This is a genomic window from Amycolatopsis sp. NPDC003865 (assembly GCF_053605345.1).
On sequence record NZ_JBSGJA010000020.1, the window covers coordinates 212724 to 232309 of the forward strand.

15 protein-coding genes, 1 tRNA gene and 1 pseudogene are annotated in these 19586 nt (G+C 68.7%); 2 read left to right on the plus strand and 15 right to left on the minus strand.

The genetic code is table 11. The features are described from left to right. Positions 1–772: 772 nt before the first annotated feature. On the minus strand, positions 773–1513 hold the full coding sequence (locus ACWEVP_RS37790; RefSeq protein ID WP_452067371.1) for a hypothetical protein: 741 nt from the start codon (positions 1511–1513) through the stop codon (positions 773–775). Positions 1514–2223: 710 nt separating this feature from the next. Then, entirely contained in the window at positions 2224–3567 is a 1344-nt protein-coding gene (locus tag ACWEVP_RS37795; protein ID WP_452067372.1) for a hypothetical protein, read from the minus strand. A gap of 661 nt (positions 3568–4228) precedes the next feature. Between ACWEVP_RS37795 and ACWEVP_RS37800 the strand changes: the two are divergent. Beyond that, positions 4229–5200, plus strand: a pseudogene (locus ACWEVP_RS37800) (recombinase family protein); the annotation flags it as partial. Positions 5201–5793: 593 nt separating this feature from the next. Here the strand turns inward: ACWEVP_RS37800 and ACWEVP_RS37805 are convergent. From ACWEVP_RS37805 to ACWEVP_RS37825, 5 genes are all read right to left on the minus strand, one after another. Next, positions 5794–5867 (minus strand) — tRNA-Leu (locus ACWEVP_RS37805). Between the two features lie 23 nt (positions 5868–5890). Next, a complete protein-coding gene (locus ACWEVP_RS37810; RefSeq protein ID WP_452067373.1) occupies positions 5891–7225 on the minus strand; it encodes a ricin-type beta-trefoil lectin domain protein in 1335 nt (444 codons plus the stop codon). Positions 7226–7426: 201 nt separating this feature from the next. After that, positions 7427–8761 carry an NAD(P)/FAD-dependent oxidoreductase gene (locus ACWEVP_RS37815; RefSeq protein ID WP_452067374.1) on the minus strand — a complete coding sequence of 445 codons (1335 nt, stop codon included), beginning with the start codon at positions 8759–8761 and terminating at the stop codon, positions 7427–7429. Positions 8762–8845: 84 nt separating this feature from the next. Further along, the gene (locus ACWEVP_RS37820) at positions 8846–9529 is read right to left on the minus strand and encodes a uracil-DNA glycosylase (RefSeq protein WP_452067375.1); all 684 of its coding nucleotides are present in this window, start codon (positions 9527–9529) and stop codon (positions 8846–8848) included. After that, positions 9526–10185, minus strand: a complete 660-nt coding sequence (locus tag ACWEVP_RS37825) for an endonuclease V (RefSeq protein WP_452067376.1) — start codon at positions 10183–10185, stop codon at positions 9526–9528. The genes ACWEVP_RS37820 and ACWEVP_RS37825 overlap by 4 nt, the downstream gene beginning before the upstream one ends. Before the next feature lie 31 nt (positions 10186–10216). On the opposite strand from ACWEVP_RS37825, the gene ACWEVP_RS37830 reads away from it, so the two are divergent. Next, on the plus strand, positions 10217–11719 hold the full coding sequence (locus tag ACWEVP_RS37830) for a S10 family peptidase (protein WP_452067377.1): 1503 nt from the start codon (positions 10217–10219) through the stop codon (positions 11717–11719). Here ACWEVP_RS37830 and ACWEVP_RS37835 read toward each other — a convergent pair whose 3' ends face one another. The 8 genes from ACWEVP_RS37835 to ACWEVP_RS37870 all read right to left on the minus strand — a co-directional run bounded on the left by ACWEVP_RS37835 (position 11720) and on the right by ACWEVP_RS37870 (position 19455). Beyond that, complete coding sequence (locus ACWEVP_RS37835; protein WP_452067378.1) at positions 11720–11986, minus strand: hypothetical protein; 267 nt, start codon at positions 11984–11986, stop codon at positions 11720–11722. Between the two features lie 60 nt (positions 11987–12046). Continuing rightward, a complete protein-coding gene (locus tag ACWEVP_RS37840) occupies positions 12047–12832 on the minus strand; it encodes a hypothetical protein (protein ID WP_452067379.1) in 786 nt (261 codons plus the stop codon). A gap of 47 nt (positions 12833–12879) precedes the next feature. After that, entirely contained in the window at positions 12880–13674 is a 795-nt protein-coding gene (locus ACWEVP_RS37845; protein ID WP_452067380.1) for a hypothetical protein, read from the minus strand. A 111-nt stretch (positions 13675–13785) separates the two neighbouring features. Further along, positions 13786–15483, minus strand: coding sequence for a S8 family serine peptidase (locus tag ACWEVP_RS37850; protein ID WP_452067389.1), 1698 nt, complete (start codon positions 15481–15483; stop codon positions 13786–13788). Positions 15484–15586: 103 nt separating this feature from the next. Further along, a complete protein-coding gene (locus ACWEVP_RS37855) occupies positions 15587–16585 on the minus strand; it encodes an ABC transporter ATP-binding protein (protein WP_452067381.1) in 999 nt (332 codons plus the stop codon). Beyond that, on the minus strand, positions 16578–17573 hold the full coding sequence (locus ACWEVP_RS37860; protein WP_372663360.1) for an ABC transporter ATP-binding protein: 996 nt from the start codon (positions 17571–17573) through the stop codon (positions 16578–16580). The genes ACWEVP_RS37855 and ACWEVP_RS37860 overlap by 8 nt, the downstream gene beginning before the upstream one ends. Before the next feature lie 6 nt (positions 17574–17579). Further along, entirely contained in the window at positions 17580–18533 is a 954-nt protein-coding gene (locus ACWEVP_RS37865; protein WP_452067382.1) for an ABC transporter permease, read from the minus strand. After that, a complete protein-coding gene (locus tag ACWEVP_RS37870) occupies positions 18526–19455 on the minus strand; it encodes an ABC transporter permease (protein WP_452067383.1) in 930 nt (309 codons plus the stop codon). The genes ACWEVP_RS37865 and ACWEVP_RS37870 overlap by 8 nt, the downstream gene beginning before the upstream one ends. Positions 19456–19586 lie beyond the last annotated feature (131 nt).

Here is a 19586-nt window from a genome sequence, read left to right on the forward strand (position 1 = left end):
CAACTTCCACGCCGCCTTGTCGGCAGCGTCCGGCTGGCATCGCGTGATGCCCGACCCCAGCCGGACGGGGTACCCACCCAACCCGAGGTCTTCTCGGGCGCGGTGATCATGCCGCATCACATACCTGTGACGCCCACGTCATGCCACGTCTCTTTACATGGCCGCGAGCAGAGCTCGCGGTGACACTCGCTCCCGCGGCCGCGAAGTCGGGCTTCACCTAAACACGGTGGTGCGCGGCGGTGTCGCCGTGTGCTGGACGGCGACGTCGGCGCCGGCGACGGTCAGTTGCCGTCCTCGTCCCCGCGGTGGCTGCTCACGCAACTGATGGGATTGTCGCGCAGACACGCTTTACGTTGGCGATGCGTAAGCCGACGGTGTCGAACGCGGTGACCCAGTTTTTGGCGACGGCTTTCTGGGCTGGTGCGAGCTGGATCAACGCCATCACCGAACACAACGGAGGTCTTCGTGTCTCACCGTAATGCCCGTTGACCCTGCTCGGCTTCCCGTTCGTCGTCCTGACCGTCTCGGCGATCCGGATCCTTCAGTGCAAACGCCCGACCTTCCCCACAGCCACCCCACGCTGTAACACCGACTACTTCCCGTGCGCGACCTACGGCGCGTAGGCATGGTGCTTCGCAGGACCTTAGGCGGTGGACTTCCAACTACCAGCAGACCCCGCCCTGCCTCAACCTGCAACCTCCAACTCGATAATCCCCACTCCGACAGACTTGACCGGCGAATACACAGTGACAGATTGCATATAGAAGAGATTTCAGGGAACCATTTGAATGCTAATGGACTTCGACCCATTCGCACCCCAATCAGTTGTGACATCAAATCGAAGGGTATAGCTGCCCTGATGAAGATTGATCCATCCCCAACCGGGAGAGCACTCCGCTTCATCCTTCATGATCACAGTACCCGCTCGAAGCACAGTCACCTTGGCGTAACAGCCCGAACTAACCTCACCGACGTCATCGGACACATGAACAGTGAATTTGATGTCATGATCGGCGCGATACTGATTCGGTCCGGCCTTGTATTGGCTGAGTGACCCGTCGACGTCCAGATACAGCGGCGAGCTTGCTGTGCGTCCAGCCGGACTGCTGATTGCCGCAGATGAAACGGGGGACGATAGCCGAGGTGCAGTTGATGTCGCGATCGCAGGCGACTCAGTGATCGTGGACGACGAAAGGCTTGGCTGATTTGACAAGGTGGTCGGACCGCTACTAGATGCGCTGCCGTTATTCGGATTTTCCGAAGGCCTGAACCATGAACCCACGACTGCAACGGCCGGGCCGGCAAAGAAGGACACTCCGATGCACAAGACACCGAGTAGTCCGATCGTCCAGGCGGCAAACTTCGGAAGCGTGGCGTCGTTCCTCTTCTCGATAAATCGCTTGACGATGAGGTGACCGCCGCTTACCGCAGCGACCACGAGCGCGACCCCCAGCAAGAAGATCCAAAGTAGGGTCACCCCGGAGCCTCCTACGACGTGGAGAATATCGGCCATTTGTCTCCTCTGGTGACTCACGTCCGCGATGCACTACTGCTCCGGTGCCCTACGGGGTATCTTCTAAGTCGTAGTTCACGTTGCGCCGTTACTACCGCCTAGCAAGGTCGGATGGCCAAGATGTTGGGATGTTGCCCTCCGTCCAGAGGTCGTGTACCTCGAACGCTCAGGAATCAGGATGTTGTGGGATCGACCGACGGTCCCCATAGATCAAGAGTGACAAGCCCAGCAGAGCACCGTCAGGTACGGCTTCTAGCACTGCAAGCCCGTAAATACGTGCCCCTACGTCGTCGAGCGGGAATTGAACACCAGGTTCGACTCCTGCACAGACAGTCCCCGTGAACCGCGGCGAAGCGGCATCCGCGTTCGGCGGTGCCACCTTCGGCTCCACCCGCGCGGCCTCCCACCACTACCCCAACAGCAGCTCCTCTTCCAGACCAGGCTCGACGTCGTCCGCAGTGAACATCGGGTCGCCGGCCGCCAATCGTTCCCCGGCCGGCCGGAACAAGTCACCGTAGGAGCCCATCACCACGTCCTCAGCGATGGCCGCACCGCATGGTCGGCGTGGGTAAGCCGATCCAGTAGAGCGGGGTCCAGTCACGCAACACTGACTGCTCCCCGGCGACCTGCTGACCGATGCCGTGCACGCACACGATCCGCCACACCACGCCTCCCGATGCGCCAGCGCACGACTTGACGACGCGCTACGGTTAGCGCTGCTTATGCAGCCCGCGGTATTGACGGTCGGCAACCCGGTCGGCCTTGTCGGCCTCTTCGGCGTCGTGGTTGTGGATCTGCTCTTCGAGCACCGCGGAGCGGCCGGCTTTGTCAGCGGCGGCGATCGCGGTCGCCGCTGCCGCGGCGGCGGTGTTCGCCGAAGCTTGCGCTTGCCGCGCCGAGGCTGCGGCGCGGTTGGCGGCGTCTTGGGCCTGGTTGGCGGCGTCGGCGGCTTGAGCGGCGGCGGCAGCAGCTTGGTCGGCGTAACGTGCCGCGTCGTCGGCGGCGTTGCGGGCGCGCGCCGCGGCGGCCTGCGCTTCGTTGGCGTCGTGGGTGGCACTGGCCGCGGCGCTGGCGGCTTGGGCGAGCAGGCTGTCGACGGCGGCGTTGTGTGCGGCGGTGTTTTGGTCACGCCGAGCGGCGGTGAATTGGCCGACGGTTAGGAACTCGCGCGCCAACGTGGGAGGTCCGTCCAGTGCGGCCTGGGCACCGGCAACGACTTCGCGCGTGCCGGCGGCCCGGGCGGCGGACTGCACCTGCGCCACCTTGACCTGGTCATCGATCTGCAGAGCGAGGTACTGACCGCTGTCGAGGAAGTCGCGCAGTGCCTGGTCAGTACCGGCGTCCAGCGCTTTCTGCCCGTGTTCGACGACCACGGTGCGACCGGCTGCCCGAGCGGCGGACATGATCTGGCTGACCTGCAGCGTGTCGTCCTGCAACCGGCCCGGGTAGTCGCGGCTGCGCAGGAAATTCCGCACGCCGATGTCCGTGCCGGCCAACGCAGATGCTGCGGCCGTCTTGAACCCGGAGGTACCGGTGTCGGACAGCTGGATGAGGATGACACGGTCATCCTGCCCCGCAGCCGCGGCCTTGACCCACGGGCCGCCCGCGTCCGCCAGCTTCAACGCGACCTTGCGCGCGTCCGCGACGACCGTGGCGCGTGCGGTGCCTGGCGTGGTCGCCTCGGCGATCAGGCGGTTGGTCTCCGCGTCCCAGGTGCTGACCTGGTCCAAATCCCACCGTGGCGGAACGGCCCGGCTCGCGTATACCGCGGCGGCGGCCTGCGCTGCGTCGTCGGCCTGCTGTCCGGCCAGGGCGATCCGGTCGTCGTCGGCTTTGCGCTCCACCTGCGCGATCTGCGACGCCTGCTGCGCCGCCGTCACCGCCGTGTTCGCCGCCGCCGTTGCAGCGTTGGCGTGTTCGGTGGCCTTCTGGGCGGCGTCCGCCGCGTTCCCTGCGAAGACTGCCGCATCGGCGGCTGCGTTGGCGGCCGCCGTGGCGTTGGCCGCGGTCTCGGCAGGTCCGGCCGCAGGCAGCGACGCACGGAGGCAGCCCACGTCACGCAGCCAAGGTTGCGTCAGCGTTCTGGGAATCGCGTGGCCGCCAGGTCTGTGACCTGGGCTTTACTCCCCCGCTTGGACTCGAACCAAGAACCCTCCGGGTAGCTGCTTCGACGTGCTTCGCCTTCGAACTCTCGGACCTATCGATCTGGCAGCCGCGTGTCTCCACAGGCTCTCGAACGCGGAGTCAGAGGCGTCACGCCTCGCCCGCCAGGAGCACCGCCATGTCGAACACTCGCACTACAAAGCGACAAGGAACCGATTTCCCAGAATTTCGCATCGATGTACAATTTATTGAAGGAGGCGCTGGCGAAGAACTGCAGAATAATTTGGTCTCGACTGTTCGGAGTCTACTACGTTGGGCATCGAGAGAAACCAGGGACGGTACGGCCAGCAACAGAGAGGCGGAATAGTGACAAGCGGGGACTCTTCTTTCACTTCAGGTCCATCCGGCCTCTCGGACTACGCGGTATCACCGCTCGGGATGCCGACTGCTCTCCTGCGCGGCGAAGTACGAGTTGCGTTCCTGGGGCGAACCTCCACTGAGGACCAGCAGGACCCACGCCAGTCCTTGATACGTCAGCTCGGTAACTGCAAAACCACCATTCCGCCGTCCTGGGTCATCGTCGCTCACTTCTACGACGTCGAGTCAGGCCGCATGGAACTCGACCGCCGAGGTCACGGCTCCGGCTATGAACGCTTCGACATCCCGATCGCCCGCAACGGCGGCATCGCCGACCTCCTGACCGAAAGCAGAAGGCAGGACCGCCGATTCGACGTGGTCATCTGCGAGAGCATCTCCCGCGTCGCACGGCGCGCCTTCGAAGGCCTGTCAATCGAACGAGCCCTCGAACAAGCAGACGTTCCGCTCTTCGCCTCCAACGAGCCGATCACACTCTCCGGCAGCCGCGCCCAGCGGATCCTGCAGCGGCGCATCAACCAATCCGTCGCCGAGTACGAGGTCCTCAACACCCTGGAACAGTCCTGGGGCGGATTGTGCACCCACGTCCGCGACGGCTGGAACATCGGCAAACCGCCCTACGGCTACCGCGCCAAAACCTACCGGCATCCCAACCCGACCAAGGCTGCCAAAGGACAGACCAAGACGCGGCTCGAACCGGACGGACGATGCGGCGAGACCGTCACCCAGATCGCAGCGTGGCGCCACCACGAGGGCCTCGGCTACAACACCATCGCGGACCGGCTGAATAAAGACCTCGAGAAGTACCCGCCACCGACACCACCGAACCCAGACCGCGCCCGGGGGCATTGGGGCAAGACCAGCGTCTACGAGATCCTGTGCAACCCGAAGTACACCGGATACCAAGTGTTCAACCGCCGGGCCAGCCGCTCACGGCACGGCAAGGTCAATGACCCCATGCTCTGGGTCTGGTCACCCGAACCGGTCCACGAGCCTCTGATCCCGAAGTGGATGTACGACGAGATCGCCGCTGGCCGCCGGCCGCGGCGACGCGCCATCGAGGTCGGCCATCGACTGAGCAAGCACCCCCAGACCCGCAGGAAGTACCTGCTCCGCGGAATGGTGGTCTGCGGCTGCGGCCGCCGCATGTTCGGCTGCCGACGCCGCGGCACCACTTCGTACTACCAGTGCAAACCGGACAAGAACAACAAGGCGCAGACCAGCCACAGCATCTACGTCCGCGAAGACGGCATCCTGGACGCGGTAACCAGCTTCTTCGCCGAGCGAATCTTCGGCGAACACCGTCGCGAGGCCCTGGCTGCCGAGCTCAGCAGTGTTGACGATACTGCCGATCGTCAGCAGCAAGCTGACGAAGATCGCTTGAAGCGGACCGTGGCGAACATCGAACGCCGCCAAACCGCCGTCCTGCGCCAAGCCATGGACGGAGACCCGGACGACCCCTTCACCAGGGCTCTGCGCGCCACCTACAACGAGCTCGACGCTGAGAAGTCAGCCACCGAGGCGGCGCTGGCCGCCAACACGAAGACCGCTAAGACCGACCGGCCCACGCCGGAGAACTTGGAACTGCTCGACGCACTGCCCTACCTGGCTGCTCACCTGCTGGAAGCCCCAGAAGACCTCCTGCGACCGCTCTTCGAGGTCACCCGGCTGCAGGTCCGGCTCCACGGCGCGGGCGGCCGCGCAACGATCAGCATCCACCTGCCTGCCGACCGGCTGGCCGACGTCGCGGACGCGGCCGGCGGGCTGGCCAGGACAGACGACGAACGTGCGGATTGCGTACGTGCCCCCGACGGGACTCGAACCCGCACTGAATCGATTTTAAGTCGACTGCCTCTGCCGATTGGGCTACGGGGGCACCGCACACTCTAGGCGATCGCCTCAGTTGAGCGTCCAGGACTGGTTCGCCGTGCCCGTGCACGTCCAGATCTGCAACGGCGTGCCGTCCGCCGAGCTCGGGCCCGTCGCGTCCAGGCACTTGCCCGATGCCGGGTTCACCAGCTGGTTCGACGACGAGTGGGTCCACTGCTGGGCACCCGTCCCATTGCAGTCGTACAGCTGTACCCGCGTCCCGTTCGCCGTGCCCGCCGCGTTCACGTCCAGGCACTTGCCCAGCGCTCGCAACGTTCCCGCCGTCGACGTCCACTGCTGGGCGTTCGTCCCGTTGCACGTGTACAGGTCGACCGTTGTCCCGTTGGCCGAAGAAGCGCCGGCCACGTCCACGCACTTTCCGCCGTAGCCCGTGATCGTTCCGGCCGACGAAGGCGGCGGGGTGGTCGTGCCGCCCGTGATCGCGTTGAAGATCCTCGAGTACGCATACCCCGTTGCCCGGTCGTAGTCCTGGAGCTCCCAGAACGACAGCTCCGCCACTCCGTTCTGGGCCGCGAACGTCTCCAGCTGCTGGGCGTCCGACTGGCTGAACTGGGCGCCGTCGTCGTTGCGGCCCGCGATCGGCGTCAAGCCCATCATCGCGTACGCCGCCGATGTCGAAATGCCGTACAGGCTCGCCAGCTGCGTTGCCGATGCCCGGGCCGCCGACAGGGCGTCGCCCAGCACCGGCTGGCCGTCGTAGAAGTCCATCACCATCAAATTGACCACGCTGACCTTGACGCCCTTGCTCTTCGCGTCGCGCAGGAGGTCGAGCTCGTTCGACGGGATGCCCGTCGGGTCGACTGCCAGCGTGTAATCGACCTGGACCGCGCTGTTCTGCTGCTGCAGCGCCGCCAGCGCCGAATTGCGGCGCTGGTTGGACGCCGTGTCGCCGAGCGTGCCGCCTTCGATGTCGAAGTCCAGGCGCGGGGTGCCGTAGGTGTTGACGACGTTGGCGTAGGCCGCGGTCAGGCTGGCCGTGTTCGTGCACGTCTGGGCCAGCTCGCCGCCTTCGGCGCCGCCGAACGACGGGATCACGTTGCCGCCCGCCGCCTGCAGCGCGCTGATCTGCGACTTGAACGAGCCGACGCCGGTGCCGTTCGCCTCCCACACCGGCGTGCAGCCGGACTGCGGGGTCAGGAACGCCAGCGTGTAGAACTTCGTGCCGGTCGCGTTCATGTCGGCGGCCATCTGGCCGGCGTCGGCGTCGCTGATCTGCAGGTACGGCGCCGCGTAGTGGGCGGGGAAGGCGCCGCCGGCCGCGGCGGCGGTGGACGGGGTGGCGGCGAGGACGGCGGCACTCACGACCGCGGGCAAAGCCGCGGCGAGGGCACGGGAAACGCGCATGCGAGCTCCAAGGAGGGGACCGTGGGGAGGGAGCCGGAGCGGACTTATTCCGCGTTGTAAAGAAAGGGTTTACCCGCTCACCGGCCCAGTTGTCCAGACCATGTCGCTCACCGGCACACAGCCGGGCATTTCCCTGCAATAGCCCCGAAAACGACGAAAACCCCCAGCCGCCAAAGCGGCCGGGGGCTCTCGAAAGCGGCGTCAGGACTTCGAGACGCGCGCGAACTCGTCCTTCGGGTTGTTGATCTGCCCCAGCGAAATCACCTCACGCCGGAACAGCCCGCCGAGGATCCAGTCGAACAGGATCCGGATGCGGCGGTTCCACGTCGGCATCGCCTTGAGGTGGTACGCGCGGTGGAAGAGCCACGCCGGGAAGCCCTTGATCTTCAGGTTCAGCGCGTCCGCGACACCCTTGTGCAGACCCAGGCTGGCCACGGCGCCGAGGTTCTTGTGGTAATAGTCCTTGGGCTTGCCGCCGCGCAGGACCTTGATGATGTTCTTCGCCAGCAGCGTCGCCTGGCGGACCGCGTGCTGCGCGTTCGGCGGGCACGTCGCCGTCGGGTCCTCTTCCGTGCGCGACAGGTCCGGGATCGCCGCGTTGTCGCCCGCGGTCCACACCTCCGGGTGACCCACGACCTGCATCGCGGCCGTCGCCTCGAGGCGGCCGCGCTTGTCCAGCGGCAGGTCCGAGTTGGCCAGCACCGGGTTGGCCTTCACGCCGGCCGTCCAGATGATCGTGTCCGTGTCGAACTCCGTGCCGTCCGACAGCACGACGTGGCCGTTCTCGAACGACTTCGCCGCCGTCGACAGGTACACCTCGATGCCGCGCTTCTCCAGCTGCTCGACCGTGTACACCCCGAGGGTCTCGCGGACCTCGGGCAGGATCCGGCCGGCCGCCTCGACGAGCACCCAGCGGATGTCGGAGGTCTTGATGTTCGGGTAGTAGTTCTCCACCGCGAACCGGGTCATGTCTTCGAGCTCGGCCAGCGCCTCGATGCCGGCGAACCCGCCGCCGACGACGGTGAACGTCAGCAGGCGCTTGCGCAGCTCGGGGTCGAGCGTGCTGGCCGCCTCGTCGAGCTTGGTCATGATGTGGTTGCGCAGGTAGATCGCCTCGCCGATGGTCTTGAAGGCGATGCCCTCCTCGACCAGGCCCGGGATCGGCAGGATGCGCGCGACGGCGCCGAGCGCGACGACCAGAATGTCGTAGCCCAGCTGCTCGATGTGGCCGTCGGCCGCCTCGACCGTGACCGACTTCTTCTCGTTCTCGATCTTGGTGACGCGCGCGGTCAGCACGTGGCAGCGCTTGAGCACCCGGCGCAGCGGCACGACCACGTGCCGGGGCTCGATCGCGCCGGCCGCGGCCTCCGGGAGGAACGGCGCGTAGGTCATGTGGGGCTGCGGGTCAACGACGGTCACGGAGGCCTCGTTGGCCCGGAGCATCTTCTGGAGGCCGTACGCCGTGTAGAGCCCGACGTACCCACCACCGAGGACGAGGATCCGAGTCGGTTCCGACTTCGACTTCGCAGCAGCCATGTCCTCATGGTGACACCTTCGCCGCGACCTCGCTCGGGGGCCCCATCCGGCTGTGACCAGCGTCGCTGTGGTTTCCGTAACGATTCAGTCCGGCCCTGTCACCGAGGTCGCGGCGCGGAACACGTCCGCCACCATGGCGTGGGTCACGCGGCGAGTCTGGACATTCCGCGGCGACACGTGATAACAGCCGAAAAGCCGCAGGTCGCCCAGCTCCACGACGGCGCCGTGCGCGAACGCCGGCCGCGGCTGCGGCACCGGCCAGCCCGCCTCGGCGAGCACGGGCAGTAACGCCTGCCAGCCGAACGCCCCGAGGACCACGATCGAGCGCAGTGTCGGACGTAACAGCCTCAGCTCCTCCGCGAGCCACGGACGGCACGTGTCGCGCTCGGCCGGCGTCGGCTTGTTCTCCGGCGGGGCGCAGCGCACCGGCGAGACGAGCCGCGTGCCGTACAGCTCGAGGCCGTCGCCGATGCGCTCGGACGTCGGCTGGGACGCGAGCCCGACCTCGTGCAGCACCCGGAAGAGGAAGTCCCCCGACGGGTCACCGGTGAACATCCGGCCGGTGCGGTTCGCGCCGTGCGCCGACGGCGCCAGGCCGACCACCGCGAGGGAGGCGTCCGGCGGGCCGAAGCCCGGCACCGGGCGCGCCCAGTACTCCTCACCGCGGAACGCCGCTTTGGTGCCCGCGACGCCTTCGCGCCAGGTCACCAGCCGCGGGCAGGCGCGGCACCCCGCGACGGCCGCGTCCAGCTGGGGAAGCGACCTCATCGCAGCGCCGCCCGGGACAGCCGGTCGGCCCGCCGCGTCGTCTCGGGCAGGCGGTGGCGCGGGGTCAGCGCCAGGGTGAGCCGGCAGGCGTGCGCGAGGTCGACGCGGTGGCCCGCCGAGACGAACACCGGTTTGACGCCGTCCTGGGTCCGCAGCACCGCGCCCACCTCTTCCCCGGCGTCGACCAGCGGCTCCGACGAGCCGCGCGACCGCGCCGGGGCGACGTAGGAGCCGATGAAGCGCGTCTTGCCGACGCCGAACGCGGGCCACCCGGTCAGCACGCCGAGGTGACAGGCCAGGCCGAAGCGCCGCGGGTGGGCGAGGCCGTGGCCGTCGCAGACCAGGACGTCCGGCTCGTGGTCCAGCCGCTCGAGCGCGGCCAGCAGCGGCGGCAACTCGCGGAAGGCGAACAGGCCCGGCTCGTACGGGAAGACGGCGCGGGCGCGGTGCGTCCGCTCCTCGACGACCGTCAGCCCGGCCGTCTCCAGCGTGACGACGGCCGCGGCGATCGCGCCGGTGTCGTCGTAGGCGACGTCGAGGCCGGTCACCGTCGGCGGCAGCTCCGGGAGGTCGTCGGCCGGGTCCACCAGGCCGCGCAGCCGTTCCTGCACGGCCAGCGCCTCCTCGACCGTCGACGGCCAGTCCCCGGTGTGCACCAGGTCACCCTGCCACAACTAGGTTGGGGCCATGGCGGACACGACCCCCGAAGAGGCCCCCGAGAAGAAGACTGGATCTCCATCGGACACCACCGAGATCCCGGCCGAGCCGACCGACGACATCGTCACGACCCAGCACACGCTCACCGTGAAGCGCAAGAAGCTCGCGTACACGGCGAAGGCGGGCCGGATCGTGCTCCGCAAGGAGATCGTCAAGGACGGCAAGTCCGAGGGGTTCAAGGCGAAGGCGGAGGTGTTCCTCACCTCCTACACGCTCGACGACGCCGACCCGGGCACGCGGCCGGTGACGTTCGCCTTCAACGGTGGCCCCGGTTCGTCGAGCATCTGGCTCCACATGGGCCTGCTGGGCCCGCGCCGGGTGCTCTCCGGCGACGTCGACGACCTGGTGCCGCCGCCGTACGGGCTGGCCGACAACCCCGAGACGCTGCTCGCGCACAGCGACCTGGTGTTCATCGACCCGGTGTCGACCGGCTACTCGCGGGTTTCGGGTGGCGAGGAGACGAAGGACTTCCACAGCTTCAAGGGCGACATCGAGTCGGTCGGCGAGGTCATCCGGCTCTGGGTGTCGCGCCACCAGCGCTGGCTGTCGCCGAAGTTCCTGGCCGGCGAGTCCTACGGCACGCTGCGCGCCGCCGGGCTGGCCGCGCACCTGCAGGAGCGGCACGGGCTCTACCTCAACGGCCTGCTGCTGATCTCGTCGGTGCTCGACCTCGGCACGCTGCGGTTCACCGAGGGCAACGACCTGCCGTACTCGCTGTACGTGCCGACGTACGCGGCGATCGCGCACTACCACGGCCTGCACGGCGAGCGCCCGCTCGACGACGTCCTCGCCGACGCCGAGGACTTCGCCGCGAAGGAGCTGCCGTACGTGCTTTCGCGCGGCGCGCGGCTGTCCACACAGGACCGGGCGGAGGCGGTGGCCACGCTGGCGTCGCTGACCGGCCTCACCGAGTCCTATGTGGACCGGGTGAACCTGCGGATCGAGCACGTCCGGTTCTTCACCGAGCTGCTGCGCGACCGCGGCCTGACGGTCGGCCGGATGGACGGCCGCTTCACGACGTGGGAGCCGGACGGCGGCCGCGAGCACATGAGCGACGACCCGTCGATCTCCCGCGTGATCGGCGCGTACGCGGCGGCGTTCAACCACTACGTGCGGGCCGAGCTCGGGTACGCCAGCGACCTGCCGTACGAGCTCATCCACGAGGACACGTTCAAGGCCTGGTCGTACTCGGACTTCGAGGGCCGCTCGGTGTCGGTGGTGGACTCGGTGAGCGCGGCGATGCGCGCGAACCCGCACCTGCGGGTCCACGTGGCGTTCGGCCACTACGACGGCGCGACGGCCTACTACGCGGCCGAGCACGTGCTGGCTCACCTGCAGATCCCGGAGGAGCTGCGCGACAACATCGACACGGCGTACTACCCGGCCGGGCACATGATGTACGTCCACGAGCCGACGCGGGTGCAGCAGTCGAAGGACCTCGCGAAGTTCGTCAAGAAGGCGTCGAACCGCTGATCAGCGGGGGTCCGGCGGCGACCAGCCGACCTCGGACCCCCGCGGCACCGGGTCGCCGTAGTGCGGCGGCACCGCCACCAGGGCCGGGGACGCCGCGTGGACGTTCTCCGCCCGCAGCCCGCGGTACACCGCGAGCGACGCCTCGTCCACGGCGAGCACCGGGGCCCGCAGGAAGCTCGTGACGATCGCCGCGCCGCCGAGCGCGTAGACCCCGAGCAGGATCAGCCGGCCGGTCGCGAAGGCCGGCGCCGGGGCGGCCGGCGGCACCCGGCCACGGCTGGGTCCGGATCGCCGGCCAGCGCAGCGCCGCCGCACGCTCGGCCGCCCTCATGCCGGCTCTCCGTAGTGGCCTGCCGCGGGCAACGCCGGAACCCGGCGGCGCTGGGCGAACAACGCGACGGCGTGCGTGGCAACCGCCAGCACGACGTAACCGGCGAGCCACGGCCTGCCCGGCGGGTTCTCGAAGACGACGTCGACGACCACCGGCACCGCGAACAACGACGGCATGGCCAGGTGGACGTCCTCCAGCCGCGTCACGACGTCGACCGCCAGCGAACCTTCGTCCTCGGCGAGGACGGGCCGGCGGATCACCCCGGTCAGGATCACCGCGTCCACTACGGCGCCGACCGCCAGCAGGCCGAGCCAGAAGACACCCCACAGCGCACCGGCGGCCACCAGCGCGACGCCGAGGGCGGCGCCCCCGCCGAAGGTGACCACCAGCGACGTCACGTACCAGCCGCCGACCACCTCGTGCCACGGCGGCCGCGGCCGGTCCAGGCGCCGGGTCCCCAACTGCACCGCCGCCCGGCGGTCGCCGGCGCGTCGGTGGAGCCACATGGTCGTCAGCACGAGCGCGGCCATGAACGTCGTGACCCAGCCGGCCGGCAGGTCGGCTCCCTCCACTTCGGGAAGGAGCCGCAGCAACGGGTAGCCCAAGAGGGCGCCGCAGCTCACCGCGGCCACGGCGGCGACCGGGGCGACCGCCTCCGGAACGCCCTTGCCGCCGCGCGGGCTCAGCCGCGCCGTCAGCAGCGTCGCCGGCTCGGCCACGCTCACGCCGTGCCGGCCCAGCCACTTCGCCGCCGCTCGTTCCTCCGCCGTCAGCACGACCATCGGACCTCCCCTTGTCCCGCCGTACACGCCCGAAGCGCCGGGACGGTTTACCGGCCGTAGAAGCCCGGCGGCAGCTTGCGGCGGCGGGTCACCAGGAAGCCGGTCAGCTGCGCGCCCACCACCCCCACGGCGAACGCGACCGCCGTCCACTCCAGCCAGCCGGGCAGCCGCCCGGCGGCCATCGTCACCGGCAGCGCCGCGAGCGCGAACACCGCCGACGGTGCGTAGCGGTAGGCGTCCTGGGCCCGGAGCAGGGCGTCGACCGCCCGCGAGGTGGCATCCTCCGCGATGACCGGGGCACGCAGGATCCGGCCGACGACCGCGACGGTCGCCCCGGCACCCACGGCCAGCGCGACGGTCTGGGCGAACGCGTCGAAGGTCGGATCGACCACGATCATCGCCGCGCACATGGCCGCTCCCCCGGTGAAGGTGATCGCGGTGGTGACCAGGTACCACCCGCCGACCTGCCGGGCGGCGTCCCGCAGCGCCGGTGGGCTGCCGGTGCCGGCCCAGCGATCGGCGACGTCTTCGCGGCGGCGGATCTCCCGCGGGCGGACCACCAGCAGGAGAGCGAACACGACGAAGAGCAGCCCCAGCCGGCCGGGCACGTCCTCCAGGAAGGTTCCCGAGACGAGCACGAGCACGTAGACGGCCCCGAACCACGGCGACACCGTGCGGGCGGCCCACTCCCGGGAGCCGAGCCGCAGCGAGAGCAGCCGGGTCGGCAGCCACACGCCGACACCGCGCCGGGCCAGCCACGCCCGGGCGGCAGCCACCTCCCCGAGCGTCGGCTCACCCGGCAACCACGGGCCGACCGGCAACGCCGGTTCACGCACTTCCACCCGAAACCTCCCCCTTGTCCAGATGGACACGCGCGGCCCCCGGAAAAGGTTGCCCCCGGAACGCGGAACGGCCCACCCCCCGACGGGAGGTGGGCCGTCCACGCCGAATCCCTACTTCAGGTACTGCGCTCCGCGCGTCACCGCCGCGTAGGCGTCGACCGCGCCGTGGCCGTAGAAGCCGTTGAACGACGGGTCACCCACGCAGGTCGCCGTGAACGTGGCGTCGCGGCCTTCCTTCAGGTAGTCCACCGTCCGCGGGGTCGGGCAGGCGACCTCGGTCGCCGTTCCCTCGAGCACGCGCTGGACCTTGTCCGGGTCCATGCCGAACTCGCCGTGGGACTTCTTGCCGTACTGCGAGATGATCAGCGCCGAGACGCCGGTCGCGTGCGGCGTCGCCATCGACGTGCCCTGCAGCCACTGGTAGTAGCCGACCCGGCCGTCGGCCGCCGTCGCCTTCTGGATGCCCGCGGCGAGACCGTCCGGCGTGATGTTGCCGTCGGCGTCGATGGTGCCCTCGGCCACACCCACGTTCTTCGGGTACGTCGAGAGGATCTCGTTCTCGACCGTGCGGAACCACGGCGTGCCGAAGCCGTCGCGGAAGTAGCCGCCCGGCGCGGAAACCGAGATCTGCTCGGTGCCGTAGTTCGAGTAGTCCGCCTTCGCCTGCGACGGGCCGAACGCGCCGACGCCGATCGTGTGGTTGCCCTCGACCGGCAGGTTGAGGCACGAGCTGTTGTCGACCGTGCGCGGGTGCGTCGAGTTGGCCGGGTAGTCCGGGCTGGTGGTGTCCGGCTGCGGCGCGCCGAGGTCGGTGTGCTGGTTGCCCAGCGCGACCACCATCGTGACGCCCTTGCGGTGCGCGTAGTTCAGCGCGCGCTGGGTCGCCTCGATGATCGTGCGCTGCTCGGCCTGCTCGGCGGGCGAGTCCGCCGGGTTCGCCGTGCAGTTGTACAGCCAGGGGTCGGTGTAGAACGACATGTTGACCACGTCGATGCCCGCGTCGCCGGCGTAGGTCAGCGCGTCGACGGTCGGCTGCAGGAAGAAGTACCCCGAGTCCTGGCCGGCGCGGATGTTCACCAGCGTCACGTTCGGCGCGACGCCCGAGACGCCGAAGCCGTTGGCCGCGGCGGCGATGGTGCCGGCGACGTGCGTGCCGTGGCCGCCGTCGTCGTGGTTGGCCGGGTCGACGCAGCCGCGGAACTCACAGGGCCCGTCGACCTCGACGCCGTTGACGTCGAACGGGATGTCCTTGGTGAAGTTGCGCGAGTCGGCCGCGTCGAAGTTCGGCGCGATGTCCGGGTGCGTGCCGTCGATGCCGGTGTCGATGACGCCGACCTTGACCTGCTTGCTGCCCGCCTGCTTGGTGCGCGAAAGGTCCGAGCGGACGGACTTGAGGCCCCAGAGCTGGTCGTCCAGCGGGTCCATCCCGACGGCCTTGTTCGCGGCGGCCTTCTTCGACGAAGACGCCGTGCCGCGGCCTTCCTTCTCCGCGTTGTCGCTCTTGGCCTTCTTGCCGTTCTTCGGCAGCGAGCCGATGACCTGGGACTTGGCCGCGCCGAACACGGCCCGGTTCGCCGAGACGCGCTCGGTGAACCCGGTGGCCGGTGCGCTGGCCTTGATGAGGCCGACGGCGGTGTTGGTCTCCAGCACGGTGCCGCCGGCGGCCTTGATCGCCTGCTGGGCGGTGGCGATGCTCTGCGTGTCCTTGGCGAGCACGGTGAACTCGGTCGCCGGGCCGGACAGCGCGGGCTGCGCCGACGCGACCGGGACCGCGACGGCCGAGATCGCCCCGAACAGCGGGACGGCCATGGCCGCGGCGAGAAGCCTGGGTCTCTTCACGATTCTCCTCCTCGGGAAAGCGGTTCCTGCACCGTATAGATCGGACATTGCGCAAACAACGGCCAAACGTACGTTATGGAACAACCGACTTCTGCTCCGCGAAGTGACAAGCTGACAAGTGGCCGTCCGTCCTGGGAACCAGCTCCGGGACCTCCGTCGCGCACCGGTCCTGCGCCTTCCAGCAGCGCGTGCGGAACCGGCACCCGGACGGGGGATCCAGGGGACTCGGCACGTCGCCGGTCAGCCGGATCACCTGCCGCTGCCCGCGCACGGCCGGGTCGGCCACCGGCACCGCCGACAGCAGCGCCTGGGTGTACGGGTGGGACGGTCGTTCGTAGATCTCCTCGTCCGTCCCGATTTCGACGACCTTGCCGAGGTACATCACCGCGACCCGGTTGGACAGGTGCCGCACGACGGAGAGGTCGTGGGCGATGAACACGTAGGACAGCCCGAACTCGGTCTGCAGGTCGCCGAGCAGGTTCATCACCTGCGCCTGGATCGAGACGTCCAATGCGGACACCGGCTCGTCGCAGATGATCACCTTGGGCCGCAGGGCCAGCGCCCGGGCGATGCCGATGCGCTGGCGCTGGCCGCCGGAGAACTGGTGCGGGTAGCGGTTGAGGTGCTCGGGGTTGAGCCCGACGACTTCGAGCAGCTCCTGCACCTTCGTCGCCCGCGATCCCTTGGGCGCCACCTCGGGGTGGATCTCGAAGGGCTCGCCGACGATGTCGCCGACGGTCATCCGCGGGTTCAGCGACGTGTACGGGTCCTGCAGCACGATCTGGATCTCGCGCCGCAGCTTCCGCAGTTCGTTGCCGCGCATCGAAAAGATGTCGCGGCCCTCGAAGGTCGCGGTGCCGCCGGTCGGTTCTTCCAGGCGCATCAGCACCTGGGCGAGGGTCGACTTGCCGCACCCGGACTCGCCGACGACGCCGAGCGTCTCACCCGGCATGAGGTCGAACGAGACGCCGTCGACGGCCTTGACCTGGCCGATCGTGCGCTTGAACAGGATGCCGGTGCGGACCGGGAAGTACTTCTTGAGGTCGGTGACCGAAAGGATCGGTTCAGGCACGGGAGTTCACCACCTCTTCGGCGAAGTGGCACGCGCTGGTCCGGCCGAAGCCGATGCCGTGCGGTGGCGGCACTTCCTCGCTGCACCGGGCTTCGGCTCGCTTGCAACGCGGGTGGAACGGGCAGCCCGGCGGGATGTCGAGCAGGCTCGGCGGCAGGCCCTTGATGGTTTCCAGCGTCTGTCCTTTGAGGTCGAGCCGGGGCAGGGAGTCCATCAGCGCGGCGGTGTACGGGTGGGCCGGGGCGCGGAACAGCTCGACGACGTCGGCCTGCTCGACGATCCGGCCCGCGTACATCACGGCGATCCGGTCGGCGACCTCGGCGACCACGCCGAGGTCGTGGGTGATGAGCACGAGTCCCATCTTCCGTTCGGCCTGGATCTCGCCCAGGAGGTCCATGATCTGGGCCTGGACGGTGACGTCAAGCGCGGTGGTCGGCTCGTCGGCGATCAGCAGGTCCGGGTCGAGCGCCAGGGACATCGCGATCATCGCGCGCTGGCGCATGCCGCCGGAGAACTGGTGCGGGTAGTCCTTGATCCGCCGTTCGGCGGCCGGGATCCGGACGATGTCAAGCAGCTCGATGGCGCGCTTCCGTGCGTCCTTTTTGGACATACCGAGCCGCACGCGCAGCTGTTCCTCGATCTGGAAGCCCACGGTGAACACGGGGTTCAGTGCGGACAGCGCGTCCTGGAAGATCATCGCGATCTCGCTGCCGCGGACTTCGCGACGGCGTTCGTCGGACGCGGTCAGCAGGTCCTCGCCGCGCCAGCGGACGGCACCGGCAGTGATCACGCCGGGCGGCATGTCGAGGATGCCCATCACCGTCTGCGCGGTGACGCTCTTGCCGGACCCGGATTCGCCCAGCACGGCCAGGGTTTCCCCGGCGTGCACCGAGTAGCCGACGCCGTTGAGCACGTTGGCCACGCCGTCGGACGTGCGGAACTCGACGTGCAGGTCCTCTACTTCGAGCAGGAGTTCGTTGTCGGACAAGAGGATCTACCTCGACTTCGGATCGAGCGCGTCGCGGATGCCGTCGCCCAGCATCACGAAGGCCAGCACGGTCAGGGTGACGAAGGCGCCGGGGAACAGCAGCATGTGCGGGTCGTTGCGGAAGTAGTCCCGCGAGTCGCTGATCATCACGCCCCACGAGATCACCGGCGGGCGCACGCCGATGCCGAGGTAGGCCAGCGTCGCTTCCGCGCCGATGAACGCGCCGAGCGCGATGGTCGCGTACACCAGCACCGGGGCCAGGGTGTTCGGCAGCAGGTGCCGGAAGATGATCCGCGGCGTGCTCGCGCCGAGGCCGCGGGCGGCCTTGACGTAGTCGAGCTGCTTGGCCACCAGCGTCGCCGACCGCATGATGCGCATGGCGACCGGCCAGCTCAGCACCGCGATCGAGCAGACCACCTGGACGATGATGGTGACCGCGCCGGGGTTCGAGCCGGGCGCGTTGAACGTCGTCAGGATGACGATCGCGCCGAGCACGAACGGCAGGCCGGCGAAGATGTCACCGAAGCGCGACAGCAGGCTGTCGACGATCCGCCCGTAGTAGCCGGCGAGGATGCCGACGATCGAGCCGATGAGGACGGTCAGCAGCGTCGCGAACACCCCGACCAGCACCGACGCGCGGGTGCCGTAGATGGTGCGGGCGTAGACGTCCTGGCCCTGGTTGTCGTAGCCGAACCAGGCGTCCGCGGACGGGCCCTCGTTGGCGTGCGTCAGGTCGCTGAAGCCCGCGTCGCGCGAGCTGAACAGGCCGGGCGCGATGGCGATCAGCACGATCAGCAGGATGATCACGGCCGAGGCGACGAACGCCGGCTTGCGCCGCAGCTGGCGCCACGCGTCGCTCCAGAGGCTGCGGGGTTTCTGCGGGCCGGTGGCGGAGTCGTCGACGCGGGACAGCTCGGCCGCGTCGGCCCCGCCGCCGCCCACCAGGTTCGGGTCAGTCATAGCGGATCCTCGGGTCGAGAACGGCGTAGAGGAGGTCGACGATCAGGCTCATCAGCAGGTACACCAGCACCAGCAGGACGACGACGCCGACGACGGTGGCGCTCTCCCGGTTCTGGATGCCGCGGAAGATGAGCCCGCCCAGGCCGTTGATGTTGAACACGCCTTCGGTGACGATCGCGCCGCCCATCAGGGCGCCGAGGTCGGTGCCGAGGAACGTCAGGACCGGGATCACCGAGTTGCGCAGCAGGTGGACGAGCACGACCCGGCTCTGCGGCTGGCCCTTCGCGATCGCCGTCCGCACGTAGTCGGCGCGGCGGTTTTCGGCGATGCTCGTTCTCGCGAGCCGGGCGACGTAGGCCATCGACAGGCTGCCGAGCGCGATGCCGGGCACGATCAGCTCGCCGATGGTCGGGTCGTCCGACACACTGGCTTCGATGAGGCCCAGGCCGTTGCTGCCCAGGGCGAGCTGCAGCACGATCGCCGTGACGAAGACCGGCAGCGAGATCAGGAACGTGGTCGAGACCAGGACCAGGTTGTCGAGGAAACCCTTGCCGCGCAGGCCGGTCAGCACGCCGGCGGTGAGTCCGATGAGGGCCTCGATGACGACGGCGATCACGGCCAGGCGCAGGGTGATCGGGTACGACGTGGCGATCAGCTCGCCGACGGACGTGCCGTTGAAGGTCTCGCCCCAGTCACCGGTGAGCAGGCTCCCGAGGTACTTGAAGTACTGCACGAAGATGTTGTCGTCCAGGTGGAACTTCTCGGTCATCTGGGCGATGTAGGCCGGCGGGCAGGCGGTCTGGCCGCACTTGCCGGAGAACGGGTCGCCGGGCACGGCCCAGACCAGGATGTAGATGAGGAAGGTGGTGCCGAAGAACACCGGGATCAGCTGGAGCAGCCGTCGCAGGACATAGCGGGTCATGACGAGTTCCTAGTGCGCGCCGGCCGTCGTGAGTGAGAAACAGTGTTCCAACCCTGTTTCATGATCGATTTTCCTCCCCGCCGGACATGCTACAAAGCGGGTCCGGTGCCCGCTGGGGTGGAAGTTGGCGG

Coding starts and splice junctions, on each gene's coding strand:
- ACWEVP_RS37790 (WP_452067371.1), bottom strand. CDS start 1,513: ATGGCCGATATTCTCCACGTCGTAGGAGGCTCCGGGGTGACCCTACTT.
- ACWEVP_RS37810 (WP_452067373.1), bottom strand. CDS start 7,225: ATGCGCGTTTCCCGTGCCCTCGCCGCGGCTTTGCCCGCGGTCGTGAGT.
- ACWEVP_RS37815 (WP_452067374.1), bottom strand. CDS start 8,761: ATGGCTGCTGCGAAGTCGAAGTCGGAACCGACTCGGATCCTCGTCCTC.
- ACWEVP_RS37820 (WP_452067375.1), bottom strand. CDS start 9,529: ATGAGGTCGCTTCCCCAGCTGGACGCGGCCGTCGCGGGGTGCCGCGCC.
- ACWEVP_RS37830 (WP_452067377.1), top strand. CDS start 10,217: ATGGCGGACACGACCCCCGAAGAGGCCCCCGAGAAGAAGACTGGATCT.
- ACWEVP_RS37840 (WP_452067379.1), bottom strand. CDS start 12,832: ATGGTCGTGCTGACGGCGGAGGAACGAGCGGCGGCGAAGTGGCTGGGC.
- ACWEVP_RS37850 (WP_452067389.1), bottom strand. CDS start 15,483: ATGGCCGTCCCGCTGTTCGGGGCGATCTCGGCCGTCGCGGTCCCGGTC.
- ACWEVP_RS37865 (WP_452067382.1), bottom strand. CDS start 18,533: ATGACTGACCCGAACCTGGTGGGCGGCGGCGGGGCCGACGCGGCCGAG.
- ACWEVP_RS37870 (WP_452067383.1), bottom strand. CDS start 19,455: ATGACCCGCTATGTCCTGCGACGGCTGCTCCAGCTGATCCCGGTGTTC.